Source organism: uncultured Thiohalocapsa sp. (assembly GCF_913062725.1).
Lineage (GTDB): Bacteria > Pseudomonadota > Gammaproteobacteria > Chromatiales > Chromatiaceae > Thiohalocapsa.
This window is the reverse complement of sequence record NZ_CAJXWY010000050.1, coordinates 1-16,496: the sequence shown is the minus strand read 5'-3', so window position 1 is coordinate 16,496 and position 16,496 is coordinate 1. Positions and strand designations below refer to the sequence as shown.

Below are 16,496 nucleotides of genomic sequence, written 5' to 3'. Positions count from 1 at the left end.
GTCTGACCATCCGACCGAGCGTCTAGGGTGGCGGCTGTGGCGGTCATTGCAAGAGCTGGTGCGCGGCAGACACTGCTTGACCGCCGGCGCCACAACCAGTCCAATGCCGCGCCATGGACGCAACATTGATCATTGCCGTGGCCTTGGTGCTCGGCGCCTATCTGCTGGGCTCCGTGTCCAGCGCCATCATCGTCTGCCGCCTGATGGGGCTGCCGGACCCGCGCACCCAGGGCTCCAACAACCCGGGTGCCACCAACGTGCTGCGCATCGGCGGCACCAAGGCCAAGCCGGCGGCCGGCATCACCCTGGCGGGCGACATGCTCAAAGGCGTGTTGCCGATGCTGGTGGCGCATGCCTTCGGCGCCGCGCCGATGACGCTGGCGCTGGTGGGGATCAGCGCCTTCGGCGGCCACCTGTTCCCCGTCTTCTTCGGCTTTCGCGGCGGCAAGGGGGTGGCCACCGCCCTGGGTGTGCAGTTTGGGCTCTACTGGCCCATCGGCGCCGTCACGGCGGGTATCTGGCTTTTCACGGCCAAAGTGCTGCGCATCTCCTCCCTGTCGGCGCTGGTGTCCATGGCCCTGGCGCCGGTGGTGGTGTGGCTCTTCTGGCCGGAGCCGACGCTGGTGGGCATGCAGCTGGTGCTGACCGGGCTCCTGTTCCTGCGTCACCGCAGCAACATTCGCAAGCTGCTGCGCGGCGAGGAAGGCCGCATCGATGCGCGCGCGAAACCCTAGGTCGACACCGGTTGCATGGCCAGCCTGGCCAACAACGCACACGGTGCCGGAAGACGCGGTCTCCCGACCCCCGCATGGTCGGCGCTCAAATCTGAAGCCGGTCCGAAGAAGGCGCCGCTGCAACCGCCACAGCATCCTGCCGCGAACGGAAAGCGCCAATCGATCGGCGTACCCCGGGCGCGAGCCGCGCTGCGCCCTGGGATCTCTCCCGGGGGGCTGGCTGGTCTCTAAAGCGGCGGCAGGGCCTCCAGCGGCCACCTCGGCATGGCCGTGAACGCCAGCGGCTCGTGTTGCCCCGCCGCCAGGCGCTGGTACCCGGCGAAGGCGATCATGGCGCCGTTATCGGTACAGAGTGCGAGGCGGGGGTAGAAGGCCCGGCCGCCGCGTGCCGCCATCATGGCATCCACCCGCGCGCGCAGCCGGCGATTGGCGCTGACGCCGCCGGCGAGCACCAGGCGGTCCACGCCGGCGGCGGCGACGGCGCGGCGGCACTTGATGACCAAGGTCTCCACCACCGCATCCTCGAAGGCGCGGGCGATGTCCGCCCGCGCTTGTGCCGTATCGTCGCGGCGGGCCAATTCCTCGCGCACGGTATTGAGGGCGAAGGTCTTGAGTCCGCTGAAGCTGAAATCGAGCCCGGGACGGTCGGTCATGGGCCGTGGAAAGACATAGCGCCCCGGCTCACCCTGCTCGGCGAGCTTCGCCAGCGCCGGCCCGCCGGGGTAGGGCAGGTCGAGGATCTTCGCCGTCTTGTCGAAGGCCTCGCCGGCGGCGTCGTCGACGGATTCCCCGAGCAGGCGGTAGCGGCCCACGGCGGTCACCGCCACCAACTGGGTGTGGCCACCGGAAACCAGCAGCGCCACGAAGGGAAAGGCGGGCGACGGATCCTCCAGCAGCGGGGCGAGCAGGTGACCTTCCATGTGATGCACGCCGATGGCCGGGATGCCCCAGCCCCAGGCCAGGCTGCGGCCGAGCCCGGCCCCCACCAGCAGCGCACCCACCAGCCCTGGCCCCGCGGTGTAGGCGACGCCGTCGAGGTCCGCCGCGCGCGTGCCCGCCTCCGTCATCACCAGCCGGATCAGCGGCGTCAGGCGGCGGACGTGGTCGCGGGAGGCGAGCTCGGGCACCACCCCGCCGTAGGCCGCGTGCAGATCCACCTGGCTGTGCACGGTGTGGGCGAGCAGGCCCGCTTCGCCGTCATAGATGGCAACGCCGGTCTCGTCGCAGGAGGTTTCGATGCCGAGGATGCGCATGGCTGGTCAGTGATGAGGTCGAGTCGCGGGTAACGGGCTGCGGCGGCTTGCCGCCGTGTGCTTCGGCGGCGATGCTGTTGCGCAAGGGGCTTGCCAGCGCCGGCGAGCGCAAGGCATAATGCGCGATTACGCATGCGTTGGCCAGTGCCGTCTTGCCACTGACCGTGACGTCCCTATCAACCGCGTGAACCACAAGGATTCTTCATGCCCAGCGTTCGTATCAAAGAGAACGAGCCCTTCGAGGTCGCCCTGCGGCGCTTCAAGCGCTCCTGCGAGAAGGCCGGCGTCCTCGCCGAAGTCCGCCGCCGTGAGTTCTACGAAAAACCGACGTCCGAGCGCAAGCGCAAGAAAGCCGCCGCCGTGAAGCGGCATCACAAAAAGCTCTCTCGCGAGGCGCGGCGCTGGGAGCGGCCCTACTGAACGCCCATCGCCCCTGACTCATCGCCCCCGAGTGGCCGCCGTCGATTGGGGCGGGCAGTCAGTTCGGGGGCTTGCATCTCCTGCAGGCCCGTGACAAGCCGTGATCACACCAACCACCATCATCGCCCGGACATCCGCAGTGGCGGCATCGCGGTCACCGAATGCGACTCCACCCATCAGGGTCAGCCATGCTCAAGCAGCGCCTCACCGATGACATGAAAGCCGCCATGAAGGGCGGCGACAAGGTGCGCCTCGGTGTCATCCGGCTCATCAACGCCGCGATCAAGCAGCGCGAAGTGGACGAGCGCACCGAGCTGGACGACACCCAGGTGCTGGCGGTGCTCGAAAAAATGCTCAAGCAGCGCCGGGATTCCATCGCCCAGTACGACGCCGCGGGCCGTGATGATCTGGCCACCCAAGAACGTTTCGAGGTGGACATCCTACAGGCCTATCTGCCCGAGGCGCTGCCCGATGCCGAAGTGGATGCGCTCATCGACGCGGCCATCACCGCCACCGGTGCCGGTTCCATGCGGGACATGGGCAAGGTCATCGGTGCGCTGAAGGCGAAGGTGCAGGGGCGTGCGGACATGGGCGAGGTCAGCAGGCGGGTGAAGGCGCGGCTCGCGGGCTGAGACCCATCGGTGAGACCTGCGGCGAGCCGGCGGCAACGATGCCGCCGGGCCGCGGCGAAGACGACGGCGCCGTCCCCGTCGCTTCGGGTGGGCGCTCACCCGGCGGTGGGGCCTCTGATCAGGGCGCCGTCGCAGCAGCGCGAGGTGGGGGATGATTGGCCGCATCACTCCCGAATTCAAAAACCAGCTGCTCGATCGCACCGATCTCGTCGAGTTGGTGGGCACCCGGGTGTCGCTGCGCAAGGCCGGTCAGTCCTACAAGGCCTGCTGCCCCTTCCACGGCGAAAAGACCCCCTCGTTCTTCGTCACCCCCGCCCGGCAGACCTATCACTGCTTCGGGTGCGGTGCCCACGGCAACGCCATCGATTTCCTCATCGAGCTGGACCGGCTGAGCTTCCCGGAGGCCGTCGAAGAACTGGCCCAGCGTGCCGGCATGCCGCTGCCCGAGGACGATGCCACGGCGCGCGGCCCGGACCCGAGACCGCTGTACGCGCTCCTCGCCCAGGCCGCCGAGCAGTATCAGCGTGCGCTGCGCGAGCACCCGGAGCGTGAGGCCGCGGTGGCCTACCTCAAGCGCCGCGGCCTGAGCGGCGCCATCGTGAAGCGCTACGGCCTGGGTCTCGCCCCGTCCGGCTGGAGCTTCCTGCTGCAGGGGCTCGGCCGCAGCGCCGAGCAGCGTGAGGGCCTGCTCACCGCGGGCCTGATCTCCGAGCGCGACGGCCGCCGTTACGATCGCTTTCGCGGCCGCATCATGTTTCCCATCCGGGATCGGCGCGGGCGCGTGGTGGCCTTCGGCGGCCGGGTGCTCGACGACGGCGAGCCCAAGTACCTGAATTCGCCGGAGACGCCGGTCTTCGTCAAGGGCCGCGAGCTCTATGGCCTGTACGAAAGTCAGCAGGTACTACGCCAGCCGCCACGGCTGCTGCTGGTGGAGGGCTACATGGACGTCATCGCGCTGGCCCAGTTCGGCATCGACTACGCCGTCGCGGCGCTCGGCACCGCCGCCACACCGGAGCAGATCAAGCGCCTGCTGCGCGGTGCGCCCGAGCTGGTGTTCTGCTTCGACGGCGACGATGCCGGGCGCAAGGCGGCCTGGAAGGCACTCAAAACGGCGCTGCCCCTGGCCAGTGGGCAACAGCCGATGCGCTTTTTGTTCTTGCCCGACGGTGAGGACCCGGACACCCTGGTGCGTCGGGAGGGCAAAGATGCCTTCGAGGCACGGCTTGCGCAGGCCAAGCTGCTGTCGGCCTTCCTGTTCGAGCACGCCGAGGCACGTCACGACAGCGCCACACCCGAGGGGCGTGCAGGGCTCGCCGATGAAGTCCAGGGGCTGCTCGCCAGCATGCCCGCAGGCAGCTACCGCGAGCAGCTGACGGCGGCGCTTGCCCGGCGCACCGGCCACGGCGGTGGCCCCCAGCAGGCCCCGCCGCGACCCGCGCCGCGGCCATGGTCGCGCACGATGTCGCTGACCCCGCTGCGCCGCGCCGTCGCATTGCTGCTGGACGCACCGGAGCGAGCGGCACTGGTGGCCGAGCAGCCGGCCGACTGGCGCGAGCTCGACCGCCCGGGCATCCGCCTGCTGGCGCAGATGGTGGACACTGCCAGTGCCTATCCGGGCATTACCACGGGCGCTCTCGCCGAACGCTGGCGCGGCACCGAGGACGAGTCTGCGGTGCGCAAGCTCGCCGACGCCCGGCTCATCGCATTGATCCCCGAAGACGGCCGGGCGCCGGAACTGCTCGGCATCATCGCGCGGCTCAACCGGGATGCGGCCGCCGAGCGCCGGGCTGCGGACATCGATCGCCGTTGGCGCGCCCGCGATGGTGACAGCGACACCACCGGATGACCGGCGTCGCCGGCGCAACCAGTGCGCGACCGTGCATGCCACAGCGACTTCTCGGCATGCGTGCCCAGGCCGGGTCGAATGGGTGAAGACACGGTCGTAACCCCTGGGGCCTTGGGATACCGAAAAAAGCGCAAATCTGTTATGTTGGAGAGTTTCGCTACGGCAGCTACACTTCTGGGTGGCTGGCGCATGCAAACCGCCAACGGTAGTCGCATCGTCGCACACGACTCCCATGTACTACGCCCGGTGCCATTGCGGCATCGGCGCCAACACTGATTGCGTCCAAGACTCGTGCGCTGAGGACGCCCGCCCGGTTCAACCGTCGAACAGGTATCCGTATGGATCAAGAGCAGCAGCAAGCCTCGCAACTCAAGCAATTGATCGCCAAGGGCAAAGAGCAGGGCTTTCTAACCTACACCGAGGTCAACGATCACCTGCCCGACGGCATCATCGAGCCGGAGCAGATCGAGGACATCGTGCGCATGATCAACGACATGGGGATCATGGTGCATGAGAGTGCCCCCGCCGAGATCGACGCCCTCAGCAACGACTCGGCGGTCGCCGACGACGAGGCCGCCGAAGCCGCCGCTGCGGCGCTCGCCTCGGTCGACAGCGAGTTCGGCCGTACGACGGATCCGGTGCGTATGTACATGCGCGAAATGGGCACCGTGGAGCTGCTCACGCGCGAAGGCGAGCTGCGCATCGCCAAGCGCATCGAAGATGGTCTCAACCAGGTCCTGGCGGCATTGTCCACCTATCCGCGCGCCGTGGAGCTGCTACTGAGCATGTTCGACCAAGTCGAGCGCGAAGAGCGCCGGCTCTCCGATGTCATCTCGGGCTTCACCGACGACGAAACCGCCGAGCCCGTGCAAAAGGGCGCTGCCGCCGAAGCCGAGACCAACAACGCCGCCGACGACGAGGACAGCGACGACGACGACACCGCCGAGACGGTGGACACCGGCCCCGATCCCGAAGAAGTCTCCCGTCGGGCAGGCTCCCTGCGGCTGCACTTCGATGAATTCGTAGGGCTGCTGCGCGAGCACGGCCGCGACCACGAAGCCTCCCGCGCGGCCATGGCCAAGGTCTCCGAAGACTTCATGCAGTTCAAGCTCGTGGCCAACGTCTTCAACGAACTGGTCGAAGTCCTGCGCCAGAGCATCGAGCGCGTGCGCAGTCAGGAGCGCACCATCATGGGCCTGTGCGTGGACCATGCGCAGATGCCACGCAAGGCGTTCATCGATACCTTCCCCGACAACGAGACCAATCCCGACTGGATTCGCGAGCAGATCGACGCCGGTCATGCCTGGTCCAAGCGCCTGGCCGAGGTCGAGAGCGACGTGCGCCGGGCCCAGCGCCGCCTGCAAGACCTGGAGCGCGAGAACGTGCTCACCATCGGCGAGATCAAGGAGATCAACCGCAGGATGTCCATCGGCGAGGCCAAGGCCCGCCGCGCCAAGAAGGAAATGGTCGAGGCCAACCTGCGCCTGGTGATCTCCATCGCCAAAAAGTACACCAACCGCGGTCTGCAGTTCCTGGATCTGATCCAGGAGGGCAACATCGGTCTGATGAAGGCGGTGGACAAATTCGAATACCGCCGCGGCTACAAGTTCTCCACCTACGCCACCTGGTGGATTCGTCAGGCCATCACCCGCTCCATTGCGGACCAGGCGCGCACCATCCGCATCCCGGTGCACATGATCGAGACCATCAACAAGCTGAACCGCATCTCCCGGCAGATGATCCAGGAAATGGGCCGCGAGGCGACGCCCGAAGAGCTCGCCGAGCGCATGGAGATGCCGGAGGAAAAGGTCCGCAAGGTGCTCAAGATCGCCAAGGAGCCCATCTCCATGGAGACACCCATCGGCGATGACGAAGACAGCCACCTCGGCGATTTCATCGAAGATGCCGGCGTCATCTCGCCACTGGACTCCGCCACCGCCGCGGGCCTGCGCGAGGCCACGCAGAACATGCTGGCGAGCCTCACCAGCCGCGAGGCCAAGGTGCTGCGCATGCGCTTTGGTATCGACATGAACACCGACCACACCCTGGAAGAGGTCGGCAAGCAGTTCGACGTGACGCGCGAGCGCATCCGCCAGATCGAGGCCAAGGCCCTGCGCAAACTGCGCCACCCGACCCGCTCGGAAAAGCTGCGCGGCTTTCTCGACAGCGATTGAGTCGCGCGCAGGCCCGATACCCTGCCGTGGCGGGCCTGCGCGCGCCACGGCGCCGGCCCCATCCTCGCCATCACAACCCACCTGCGCGATACTGCAAATGCTTTCGGGCCGCTAGCTCAGCGGTTAGAGCAGGGGACTCATAATCCCTTGGTCCTAGGTTCGAATCCTAGGCGGCCCACCAATCAAAACAACGGCTTAGAGCTCATTGCCCCTTGCTCGTTTATGGGTTTTTGGCGCCCGGGGTAACGATGGGGGTAACACTTCGTCAGCGTTAGGCACCGATACGCCAGCCGACAAGCGGCTGTTTGTTACCCCGGTGAGCGGGGCGGGGTAACGGCTCACACCCACCGCATCGACAACGCTTGCCGGATGGCTGCCCGCTGCGCCCCCTGCTGGTGCTCGGCCAGGTGCCGGGCGCGCACCTTGTGGTCGTGCGGGACGCGCGGGGCATCGGTCTGGCCCGTCCAGCGGTATTGGGCGTTGTGGTAGGTGCCCCCCTGCTTGTCCCTGCGAGCCACGCGACCAGCCTTCGCCAACGCACCGCCCAGCATGAGCCAGGACACGGCGCCCCGCACCCGGTGCTCGTTGACGCCAAGCTCAACGGCCAGGTCGCGGGTGGTGAAGGAGTCGCGCCCAAAGGTCTCGATGATGTGCGCCAACACCTGCTGGCGTGGGATCGGGTTGCGGCGGCTTGCCATGGGGACTCCCGGTTGTGGCGTTACTCAGTAACGGCGGTTGCCGACCCGGTGCCGTGCGGCGGGCACTGATGCCAGCGGTGACGCGGCGGAAAAACCATGCTCGCGTATCAACGTATAGACGAATATGCGCTCTCGCATTTTCCGTACCATCAGCTTTGATCTATAGGTTGACCGCCGAGTATGGTTATTGCTTCGTGCGGCTGCTCGAGGCTCGTGCCGATGCCGACGCACCAGGTCGGCGCCGACGTGGCTCGAGGTTGCTTGGGTATGTGGGTAGTGGGTTGGGTGCTTCGGTCTTACCCTCTGACCCACTGCGCCACCAGGGCGGTTGCCGACGTGGTGCGGTGCGCCCGTCACCAAGGCACCAGCAGCGGCGCGGCGGAATAACCATACTGGCATGTCAACCTATAGGCGCATAGGCGCTTTGGCATTTTCCATACCATCGACTTAAATCTATAGGTTGACTCGCCAATGTGGTTATTCGCCCGCACCACCGCTGGCGTTGGTGTCGGTGATGCGGGAGGGGGTCGGCGACGGCTCATCGAATGCGCAGCGCGCGCGATATGCGCTGCGCCGAGCGACTGACCAAGCGCAGGGCGGGGTCGATCGGTTGTACCTGCGCTGGATGGCGGGCAGGCCGACTCGGCCACCATCCCAACCTGCTTAAGCCCCCGGCATTCGTGGGAGGGCCGTCCGCCACAGCAGGTCGATGCCGTCGGCGGACAGTCCATAAGCCTGATTCACCAGCGCGGCGACGGACTGCTCCAGCGTCCGCAGCCGCACCGTGCGCGCGCTTCGCCGCGAAGCTTGGTCTTAATCCCCTTTAGATCGGGTCTCAGTTCGGACGGCGGCTGAAGCGGATGTCAGCCGGCGGCTTGCGGTTGCGCTCAGCGCGCAGCCGGTCTAGTCGTTTTGCGGCGCGGAGAAGGTGCCGTCTTTCAGCTTCTTCAGCAGGCGAGCTTGCTTGGCGGCGAGTTTCGGGTTCTTGGTTTCCTGCTGCCGCATTACCTGTTCTAGCGCCTTCAAGGTCTCTGAGTTGTTCTCCGTAGCCTGCTTTTTCGAGGATGTCACGATATACGTTCTCCGTCAGCAATGTCCTGAAGTCTGGGGTTGCCGCAATCAGTGCGTCCGTGAGGTCTTAATCCCCTTTAGATCGGGTCTCAGTTCGGACGAGGCTTGCGAACAAGCCCATGGCCACCGAGGAGTCTTAATCCCCTTCAGATCGGGTCTCAGTTCGGACAGCATGCTACCCAACACCCACTGAGATTCGCGTCGGTCTTAATCCCCTTCAGGTCGGGTCTCAGTTCGGACGGCCAAGGAATACGTCGAAGAGCTGTCATGGACGTCTCAATCCCCTTCAGATCGGGTCTCAGTTCGGACTCGGTCAGACTGAAAAACGCGCCCATTAAACCGGTCTCAATCCCCTTCAGATCGGGTCTCAGTTCGGACCAAAATGTTGACAACTTTAGTGCGCAAAGCGGTCTCAATCCCCTTCAGATCGGGTCTCAGTTCGGACCAAAGGCGCTTCATATCTTTGATCACCGTGACCGTCTCAATCCCCTTCAGATCGGGTCTCAGTTCGGACCTCTAAGGCGCCTTCTAAGGGCGCCAAGGCGTCTCAATCCCCTTCAGATCGGGTCTCAGTTCGGACTCGGAACAGGGGGTATGTTTGCTACATCGAAGCGTCTCAATCCCCTTCAGATCGGGTCTCAGTTCGGACCGCTCGACGCCACAGGCCCTTTATTTTCAGCAACTTACAGAGGGAGTTGAAGAAAAATCCAGGAACCGAAAAGTTCACGTGCAGTGTTCCGGGCACTACGCTGATCCGCACCTGATGGTAGACAAGTGGGTTGCCGTACGTCAAGCCTTCGTGTTCGATGGATCGCGCGCGGTCGGGACGTCGTTCTTCGGGCGCGAGTCCGGCGCGGGGACGGGGCGTGGGGGGTTGGCACCGTCGCTCACTCGCTCACCCCGCGCTCGAAGCAGAACCTGTCGCCGGTGGGGTCGGCTGCTGCCAGTGTCGGCTCGCTGAGCATCCGGCAGAGATCGGTGAAATGCGCCTGGGCGGCGGAGCGCTCCTTGAGAGTCGCGGGCTTCCACTTGGCGACGAAATCTGAGGGGTTCATGTGCGCAGGCGTCTCGTTGGGCAGGTCTAGTGATGCGCACGCAGTGTAAACGAAGTGCCGGAGTCGTGTTGTCTTGGCGTGGCGGTGCTGGCCTAATGTACCAGCGGCCCGTCGCGGCCGCCGGCCCCTGGGGTTGGCGGGGTCTGGTGCCGGTGATGGCGCGGCGGGGCCGGTGGGCGGCGCAGGCCCCCTAACAAGGGGCAAACTCCTCGCGACCACCTGCTCACACGACAGACGCGGCTGCCCCAAGGAAAACTTTGCTGGCGTATACCCTTGACATGCACCCAATATGCACCCAAAGTATGCACACCTAATCCGCACAGAGGGTGCATCCATGCCAAAAAAGTCCATTTATGTCGCTGATGACCTCGCCGCCCGCATGGCGGACTTCGAGGCTGAGAATTGGAGCAAGGTGGCTGCCGTCTGCTTTGAGCAACGGTTGGCCGAACTTATGCGACAACGTGACAAAGACGCCATGAAGGCCGCGGTACAACGTTTGAGGGCAAGCAAGATGAAGCAGGTGAATGCAGCGCAACGCGAAGGATTCGAGGTGGGTTTCCAATGGGCGCAACACAGTGCTGACTACGGCCAGCTGAAACGCCTGGTGAACCATGAGCACCTGGATACGCTCTTCGGTGGCGGGCCAAGCGAGGCCTTCAGTGCGGGTGAGCGCCTGGTCGCCATTGTCGAAGGCGAGGACGGGCCGGATCGTCAAAGCTCTAATGACTTCTGGACCAATCTCGACGCTGCGGGGAAACAGTATGACGATGACTTCGTCGAGGGTTTCATTGATGGTGTGAACGACTTTTATGACAAGGTCGCCGATGAGATCTGAACCGTCGGATATGTGAGCGATGCGACTGGCCAGCCAAGCGTGTTGCGCCAGTCGCATTGCCCTATCCACAACTAAGCCCCGGCCCCATGGGCGGGCGCTGCGATCAGGCTAATGCCGTGAGCGGGACTCAGTTAGGCAACCACTGCGTCTTGACGCAAGCAGCGCGAATCGCGTTGGAGGGCACAGGACGCGCACCCCCCCCTGCGCCTGACGAGGACCGAAAGACCCAACCTACCCCTGAGGACCAAGCCATGCACCAGAACCGAACGATCCTGATACTGGCACTCATCCTGATGCTCGGATGGGGTAACCATGTAACGGCGGAGCAGTCACCGCTCGATTTGGGGATAGCCGCCCTGAAACGCGGCGATCACGAGACTGCGGCACAGATGTTTCGGATTGAAGCTGAAGCAGGGTCCGCCTATGGACAGTACAACCTCGGCGTGATGTACGACAACGGTTTCGGCGTGCCACAGAGCGATGCCGAGGCGGTACGCTGGTATCGCATGGCTGCTGAGCAGGGTGATGCGACGGCGCAGCTCAAGCTCGGCGTGATGTACGACGGCGGTTTCGGCGTGCCCCAAGACTATGCCGAGGCAGCGCGTTGGTATCGCATGGCCGCCGAGCAGGGTGATGCGAAGGCGCAGTTCAATCTCGGCGTGATGTACGCCGACGGTGAGGGCGTGCCCCGTAACGATGCCGAGGCGGTGCGTTGGTTCCGCATGGCTGCTGAGCAGGGTGATGCGGGGGCGCAGTTCAACCTCGGCTTGATGTACCGCACTGGCAAGGGCGTGCCCCGTAACGATGCCGAGGCGGTACGCTGGTATCGCATGGCTGCTGAGCAGGGTGTTGCGGTGGCGCAGAACAACCTCGGCGTGATGTACCGCACTGGCAAGGGCGTGCCCCGTAACGATGCCGAGGCGGTGCGTTGGTATCGTATGGCCGCCGAGCAGGGTCATGCGGGGGCGCAGAACAACCTCGGCGTGATGTACCGCAACAGTTTCGGCGTGACAAAGAATCTTGTTAAGGCTTACATGTGGACAAGCTTGGCGGCCGCCCAAGGGAACGAAACCGCTCGCCATAACCTCGAGATCGACGAACGCCAGATGACCCGCGCCCAGATCGCCGAGGCCCAACGCCTCGCCGCCGCATGGCAGCCTGGCACATCCACAACCGCACCCAGTGCGCCGGGAGCCCCGGACGAGCAAGAAACCCCTGAAGGCCTTATCCCGGTCGACCAGATTGACCCGTCCAAGATTAGGCGTATCCCCCGGCCGGACGCACCTGACGTGTTGAATCCGCAGCAACCCAACGTCTCCCGCGCCACCATCCGCAACATCCAGGCCCAACTCGCCGCCCTCGGCTACGACCCCGGCCCCGTCGACGGCCGCATGGGCCCCCGTACCCGCGACGCCATCAAAGACCTCCAGCGCGACGCCAACATCGAGCCCGACGGCATCGCCTCTACCACCCTGTCGGCCCTGCTCGACGCCATGATCGCCGGACGCGAGGCCGTCACCGCACCAGCCGCACCCGAGGGGCCGGCCTTGGCTGGCACCGGTTTCTTCGTCAACCGCCAGGGCCACCTGCTAACCAACCAGCATGTGGTCGAGGACTGCTCAAGCCTTGCGGTGCAACTGCCCGGTGGCCAGCAACCAGCCGCGTTGATTGCCGAAGACGATGCGAACGATCTCGCCGTGCTATCCGTCGACGCGACACAGGCGGCCGTCGCGCCCTTACGCCGCTCCAACGCAGAGCTGGGCGAAACCGTCCTGGTTGCCGGCTACCCACTCCGCGGCCTGCTCGGCGACATCAACGTGACAGCCGGTGAGGTCTCCGCCACCAGCGGCGTGCAGCGGGACCGCCGCTACCTGCAGATCAGTGCCCCCGTGCAAAAGGGCAACAGCGGCGGTCCCCTACTGGACGCCTCCGGCGCCGTGGTCGGCGTCGTGGTCGCCAAACTGAACGCCATGACCATGGCCAACGCGACCGGCGACCTGCCCCAGAACGTCAACTTCGCCATCAAGGGCGCCCTGGCGCGCAGTTTTCTGAGCATCCACGCCATCCCGTTCACCACCGTGGACGCGCGCCCGGCCCGCGTACAGACCGCGGTGGCCACCGAGGCGCGACAACACACCATCCCTGTGGAGTGTTGGAAGTGAGACGCGGCGACACCATGCCGATGGGCCGTCGCAACGCGCTCCCGGTGGGTGGCATACAGCCTGCACCGCAATCACACCCGGCGCAGCCGGTTTTTGCGTGCGCGCTGAAGTGATCGTGTGCCCCCTTTTGCGTCGACGCCATCGACGCCGAGTGGGACAAGCACAAACGAGGAGCGCAAAGCCTTGAGAAGACAAGACAAACCGTCTGGAATCTCGCCGGAGGCGTTGACCTTGGTCGCTGGAAAAGATCCGGTACTGGCGGACATGATCCGGCACAACAAGCCACTGACGCGCGAGAACTATCTCGCGCTCAATTAGCCCGGCAGGGACTTCGAGCAGGAGCCCCTGATGCCGGAGGAAGAAGTGGAGATCCCGGAGATCTTCCAGCTGAGGGACTGAGCAGCCCAGACGGCTTGTGGGGCGCTCAGGCGAGCATCATCGCATGCGTTTTGACGCCCAGCCGATAAACTCCAAGCGCTCCGTTGCAGTCGCACGTCCCCATGCTTGCTTGAGTGCTTCCAGCCCCGATGCCGCTTGTCCTGTTGGCGGTTGATCGGGGAGCGCGGACGCCAACGATTGCGAGAACCGCTGCGCGGCCGCAGGAAACGCCAACTCGCCATCAGGCACAGGCTCAAACTGCCCAGCCGCAGCAGGTGGCGGGCAAGCTGGTCGCGAAGCGCGCTCCGCACAGTGGTGAGGCGTCTCCGCGGGCGCAGAACTGGAGGGCGCATCCGGAACAATCCACAGCGGCGCGCGGTCCTGTCGCGCGTCGTCCTTCGTTGGCGCCTCAGAAACCGCAGGATCGGCCTGCCGGTTTTGCGGGCGCCGCAGCAGGTCGGTTGCCAGTAGCATTTCCGCGGTGTCCATTTCGTTCAGGCGCTTGCCGACCTGGTCGCCATGTGCCACTAGCTGCGCGATCACGTCGGGCTCGAAGCGCGACAGCTCGTACAGCTGCGTCCATGCCGCGGGCAGTTGCGGCCAATTCGCCTCGTCCGTCAACGCCGGGTTACGGGCGATGGCCATCAGCTTTTGCGCGGTGCGATCCCCAAAAGGTAGGTCGCGGCGGACCATCTTCTGGAATGCGCCGCGGGGCAGCGCGTCTTTGGCGGCGAGCAGCTCGGCGCCGGTCTTGACGATGGACTCAACGGTTTTTGCGTAGGCCGTCGTGATGCGGGCGGCCCAATCCGCGCGAGTACGCGGCTTTGTGTCGATGGCGTGAACGGATGCGGACATAACAGAACCTCGGGCGAGCATAGGGGATGGCGGGCACAAGGCCCGCCGAGTCGCTCGGTCCCGCCGGAAATGCGTCCAGTTGGACGCTTTCTTGGTTCTGTCGCGGCAGGATTATTGGCTGATTGCAGGGTAGGTGTCGGCCGCGGGCAGCGTCAAGGCCCATAGACTACTGCCGAGCGCGGTTGTTGGTCAGCGCGGTTGCTCGGGGCTGGTGATCGCGGTGCGGAAGAGGGTCGGCGACGGGCAGCCCTACCCCTGGCGCTCGGCGCGCTCCAGGTTCAGCGCCAGCAGCCGGGAGAGGATTTCCTGGTCGGGCATGTCGGGGCTGTAGTCGTCCCAGCCATACGCAGTCGCTACCGCGGTATCCAGCGCCTTGTGGTCGTTGTCGAGCCACGTCGGGCGCTTGTTGTAGAGGTTGGTCAGGGTACGCTTCTTCAGCGCCTGCTCGGTGGCTGCGGCATCGCCGCGAAAGTAGGAGCCAGTCATGGCGACGATGTGGGTCTTGTCGCGGGCGATGAACTGGCCGAGGTGGGCGCCCAGTCTGTTGTCCGGGTTCGCCGAGACATGGTGGAACTCATCGACCGCGATCAGGCGGTCATCGAAGGCCTCGACTCCGTATTGATCGACGGCGAAGCGGAAGGTCGCATGGGTGCAGACCAGCACGGGGTCATCGCTGGCCAGGAAGGTGCCGAGTGACTGGACCTTGCCGCCGTCGTCATTGCCTGGCGCATTGCACAGATTCCAGCGCGGCGCGACCTGCCAGTCGGCCCAGAAGCCGAATTGGGACAGCGGCTCGTCGTTGAAGCTGGCGCCGATGGTCTTCTCCGGCACCACGATGATGGCCTGCTTCAGCCCCTGGTTGGCCAGCTTGTCCAGCGCCACGAACATCAGCGCCCGGCTCTTGCCCGAGGCGGGCGGGGATTTGATCAGCAGGTACTGCTCGCCCCGGCGCTCGTAGACGCGCTCCTGCATCGGGCGCATGCCCAGGGCGTTGGCCTGGGTGGAGGCGCCGCTTTGGGCGTAGGTGACGGAGACAGAGGGAACAGTCATATTAGAACACCCCCCATTCACGACCGCTTTTCATCTTGAATGCGCCATCGACGGCTTTGCTCTTTTTTCGAAAACTCGATAGTTTTTTGTTCTCAAAAACCTGTAGCTCGAATCTTCTTGGCCCGACAGCTCTAAAATGAAGAATCTTATTGTTATATGATTGAGGTCCTTCATCGCCCGGTATAGGCAACACTAATTTATCCATTTTATTATCACTAAATGTTAAAGAATATTTTTTAAAGCCTCCCTTATCAAAAGAAATTTCTATACCCCCAATATGGGAGTTTTCAGAAATATTATTCGCGGCAAACCCAAAGAAAACTCTACTCATCCTCTTAAGCATCACCTGATTGCCCGGAAGATTTGCGCCCCGATTCTTCGTAACGTTACCAGCGTCCACCCAGAAGTTCCGACATGCACGAAGCTTTTTTAGATCTGCCGCTGAAATTGCTGCCGTGGATGGATCGCTATTGACCGTATCGTCTTCGACAGCGGTTGGGTTTGCTAGGTTTTCTGAACTTTCATAAAGCCTCGAATATCTGTCCAGTAGTGCTGCATTCAGCGGCGTTCCAGCAGCCCATAGATTCTCAAACCAAAGTCGAAGCATATCGATACTCTGCAAATGCTCACTATTTATTGCAGGATCGCCGCGATCAACGCCAATTATAAGCCCCGCTTCTACTCCCTTTGATAGTCCCGACCTGGACAAGTTTCCCGACCCTGCGAGTCCGACCTCCAGATTTTCACCCAATCGAAACAGATAGGCCTTTGGGTGAAAAGGCCGGCGTGGGATTCCCTTGTTGGCTAGAGCTGATTCTGGTTCATGGATTCTCACGGGAGAGTTTGGGAAAGCCAATAGCGCTTCTAATGCCACTGGCTCGGTGCGCAAATAATCAAATGATGTTAGCCATCGCTTACACCTATTCCCGTCGCGGAGATTAAAGTGATTATGAAGAGTTGTTTCTAGATCATGCAGCCCTGATGAAGTGATGTATGAGGCAGCCACATCTAACGCTTGAAAGTTATGAGACTTTGCAACCTCCTGAATCGCCGCACTTGTCGTTCGATATGATGGTTGTGTGATACTCCCGAAGATCATATTGCCTCCTATTACTACTTTGTTATCTTGGCTCTTCGGGATCTCAGTAGTGTACAATATCCTGTAATAACAGCCAGTTAGAGCGACGAGGAGATCAAGATGAGCGCGAACAACGAGCCACTGCGGCAAGCCCTTGAGTCATTGCTTGACTTGCCCGAGACGCGGGTCGAAGAGGCCTTTGAAGACCGCAACGGACACATTCAAGTGAAGCTGGTCAGCACCCAGGTCGGAACC

The 16,496-nt window shown here is 63.9% G+C and carries 14 protein-coding genes, 1 tRNA gene, 1 pseudogene and 1 CRISPR repeat array; of the genes and pseudogenes, 9 read left to right on the top strand and 7 right to left on the bottom strand.

Translation table 11 applies throughout. The features are described from left to right. The first annotated feature begins 125 nt into the window (after positions 1 to 125). A complete protein-coding gene (plsY, locus tag QZ588_RS13420) occupies positions 126 to 734 on the top strand; it encodes a glycerol-3-phosphate 1-O-acyltransferase PlsY (RefSeq protein WP_366929573.1) in 609 nt (202 codons plus the stop codon). Between the two features lie 227 nt (positions 735 to 961). On the opposite strand, the gene tsaD is transcribed toward plsY, so the two are convergent. Continuing rightward, positions 962 to 1,987: a tRNA (adenosine(37)-N6)-threonylcarbamoyltransferase complex transferase subunit TsaD gene (gene tsaD / locus QZ588_RS13415; protein WP_295543451.1), complete on the bottom strand. Its 1,026-nt coding sequence runs from the start codon at positions 1,985 to 1,987 to the stop codon at positions 962 to 964. A gap of 204 nt (positions 1,988 to 2,191) precedes the next feature. On the opposite strand from tsaD, the gene rpsU reads away from it, so the two are divergent. The 5 genes from rpsU to QZ588_RS13390 all read left to right on the top strand — a co-directional run bounded on the left by rpsU (position 2,192) and on the right by QZ588_RS13390 (position 7,240). Continuing rightward, positions 2,192 to 2,407, top strand: coding sequence for a 30S ribosomal protein S21 (gene rpsU, locus QZ588_RS13410; RefSeq protein WP_295543450.1), 216 nt, complete (start codon positions 2,192 to 2,194; stop codon positions 2,405 to 2,407). Between the two features lie 188 nt (positions 2,408 to 2,595). Next, complete coding sequence (locus QZ588_RS13405) at positions 2,596 to 3,039, top strand: GatB/YqeY domain-containing protein (protein WP_295543449.1); 444 nt, start codon at positions 2,596 to 2,598, stop codon at positions 3,037 to 3,039. A gap of 151 nt (positions 3,040 to 3,190) precedes the next feature. Then, positions 3,191 to 4,885, top strand: coding sequence for a DNA primase (dnaG, locus tag QZ588_RS13400; RefSeq protein WP_295543448.1), 1,695 nt, complete (start codon positions 3,191 to 3,193; stop codon positions 4,883 to 4,885). Positions 4,886 to 5,223: 338 nt separating this feature from the next. After that, positions 5,224 to 7,059 (top strand): RNA polymerase sigma factor RpoD, encoded by a 1,836-nt coding sequence (rpoD, locus tag QZ588_RS13395; protein WP_295543447.1) that lies wholly within the window; start codon positions 5,224 to 5,226, stop codon positions 7,057 to 7,059. A 105-nt stretch (positions 7,060 to 7,164) separates the two neighbouring features. Beyond that, positions 7,165 to 7,240 (top strand) — tRNA-Ile (locus QZ588_RS13390). Between the two features lie 157 nt (positions 7,241 to 7,397). Here QZ588_RS13390 and QZ588_RS13385 read toward each other — a convergent pair. From QZ588_RS13385 to QZ588_RS13375, 3 genes are all read right to left on the bottom strand, one after another. After that, positions 7,398 to 7,757, bottom strand: coding sequence for a hypothetical protein (locus tag QZ588_RS13385; RefSeq protein ID WP_295543446.1), 360 nt, complete (start codon positions 7,755 to 7,757; stop codon positions 7,398 to 7,400). 903 nt (positions 7,758 to 8,660) lie between these two features. Then, positions 8,661 to 8,828 carry a hypothetical protein gene (locus QZ588_RS13380; RefSeq protein ID WP_295543445.1) on the bottom strand — a complete coding sequence of 56 codons (168 nt, stop codon included), beginning with the start codon at positions 8,826 to 8,828 and terminating at the stop codon, positions 8,661 to 8,663. Positions 8,829 to 8,897: 69 nt separating this feature from the next. Beyond that, positions 8,898 to 9,477: direct repeats of the CRISPR family, unit length 31 nt; unit sequence AATCCCCTTCAGATCGGGTCTCAGTTCGGAC. A 238-nt stretch (positions 9,478 to 9,715) separates the two neighbouring features. Then, a complete protein-coding gene (locus tag QZ588_RS13375; RefSeq protein WP_295543444.1) occupies positions 9,716 to 9,883 on the bottom strand; it encodes a hypothetical protein in 168 nt (55 codons plus the stop codon). Between the two features lie 334 nt (positions 9,884 to 10,217). Here QZ588_RS13375 and QZ588_RS13370 point away from each other — a divergent pair, with 334 nt between their 5' ends. The 3 genes from QZ588_RS13370 to QZ588_RS13360 all read left to right on the top strand — a co-directional run bounded on the left by QZ588_RS13370 (position 10,218) and on the right by QZ588_RS13360 (position 13,198). After that, the gene (locus QZ588_RS13370) at positions 10,218 to 10,718 is read left to right on the top strand and encodes a hypothetical protein (protein ID WP_295543443.1); all 501 of its coding nucleotides are present in this window, start codon (positions 10,218 to 10,220) and stop codon (positions 10,716 to 10,718) included. 251 nt (positions 10,719 to 10,969) lie between these two features. Continuing rightward, positions 10,970 to 12,880 carry a trypsin-like peptidase domain-containing protein gene (locus QZ588_RS13365; RefSeq protein ID WP_295543442.1) on the top strand — a complete coding sequence of 637 codons (1,911 nt, stop codon included), beginning with the start codon at positions 10,970 to 10,972 and terminating at the stop codon, positions 12,878 to 12,880. Positions 12,881 to 13,063: 183 nt separating this feature from the next. Beyond that, the gene (locus QZ588_RS13360) at positions 13,064 to 13,198 is read left to right on the top strand and encodes a hypothetical protein (RefSeq protein ID WP_295543441.1); all 135 of its coding nucleotides are present in this window, start codon (positions 13,064 to 13,066) and stop codon (positions 13,196 to 13,198) included. A 117-nt stretch (positions 13,199 to 13,315) separates the two neighbouring features. Here QZ588_RS13360 and QZ588_RS13355 read toward each other — a convergent pair whose 3' ends face one another. The 3 genes and pseudogenes from QZ588_RS13355 to QZ588_RS13345 all read right to left on the bottom strand — a co-directional run bounded on the left by QZ588_RS13355 (position 13,316) and on the right by QZ588_RS13345 (position 16,262). Further along, positions 13,316 to 14,113, bottom strand: coding sequence for a hypothetical protein (locus QZ588_RS13355; protein ID WP_295543440.1), 798 nt, complete (start codon positions 14,111 to 14,113; stop codon positions 13,316 to 13,318). 456 nt (positions 14,114 to 14,569) lie between these two features. Further along, positions 14,570 to 15,163: pseudogene (locus QZ588_RS13350) on the bottom strand (DEAD/DEAH box helicase family protein); the annotation flags it as partial. A 1-nt stretch (position 15,164) separates the two neighbouring features. Continuing rightward, entirely contained in the window at positions 15,165 to 16,262 is a 1,098-nt protein-coding gene (locus QZ588_RS13345; RefSeq protein ID WP_295543438.1) for a hypothetical protein, read from the bottom strand. Positions 16,263 to 16,496: the final 234 nt, after the last annotated feature.

Coding starts and splice junctions, on each gene's coding strand:
- tsaD (WP_295543451.1), bottom strand. CDS start 1,987: ATGCGCATCCTCGGCATCGAAACCTCCTGCGACGAGACCGGCGTTGCC.
- rpsU (WP_295543450.1), top strand. CDS start 2,192: ATGCCCAGCGTTCGTATCAAAGAGAACGAGCCCTTCGAGGTCGCCCTG.
- QZ588_RS13405 (WP_295543449.1), top strand. CDS start 2,596: ATGCTCAAGCAGCGCCTCACCGATGACATGAAAGCCGCCATGAAGGGC.
- dnaG (WP_295543448.1), top strand. CDS start 3,191: ATGATTGGCCGCATCACTCCCGAATTCAAAAACCAGCTGCTCGATCGC.
- rpoD (WP_295543447.1), top strand. CDS start 5,224: ATGGATCAAGAGCAGCAGCAAGCCTCGCAACTCAAGCAATTGATCGCC.
- QZ588_RS13385 (WP_295543446.1), bottom strand. CDS start 7,757: ATGGCAAGCCGCCGCAACCCGATCCCACGCCAGCAGGTGTTGGCGCAC.
- QZ588_RS13375 (WP_295543444.1), bottom strand. CDS start 9,883: ATGAACCCCTCAGATTTCGTCGCCAAGTGGAAGCCCGCGACTCTCAAG.
- QZ588_RS13370 (WP_295543443.1), top strand. CDS start 10,218: ATGCCAAAAAAGTCCATTTATGTCGCTGATGACCTCGCCGCCCGCATG.
- QZ588_RS13365 (WP_295543442.1), top strand. CDS start 10,970: ATGCACCAGAACCGAACGATCCTGATACTGGCACTCATCCTGATGCTC.
- QZ588_RS13355 (WP_295543440.1), bottom strand. CDS start 14,113: ATGTCCGCATCCGTTCACGCCATCGACACAAAGCCGCGTACTCGCGCG.
- QZ588_RS13345 (WP_295543438.1), bottom strand. CDS start 16,262: ATGATCTTCGGGAGTATCACACAACCATCATATCGAACGACAAGTGCG.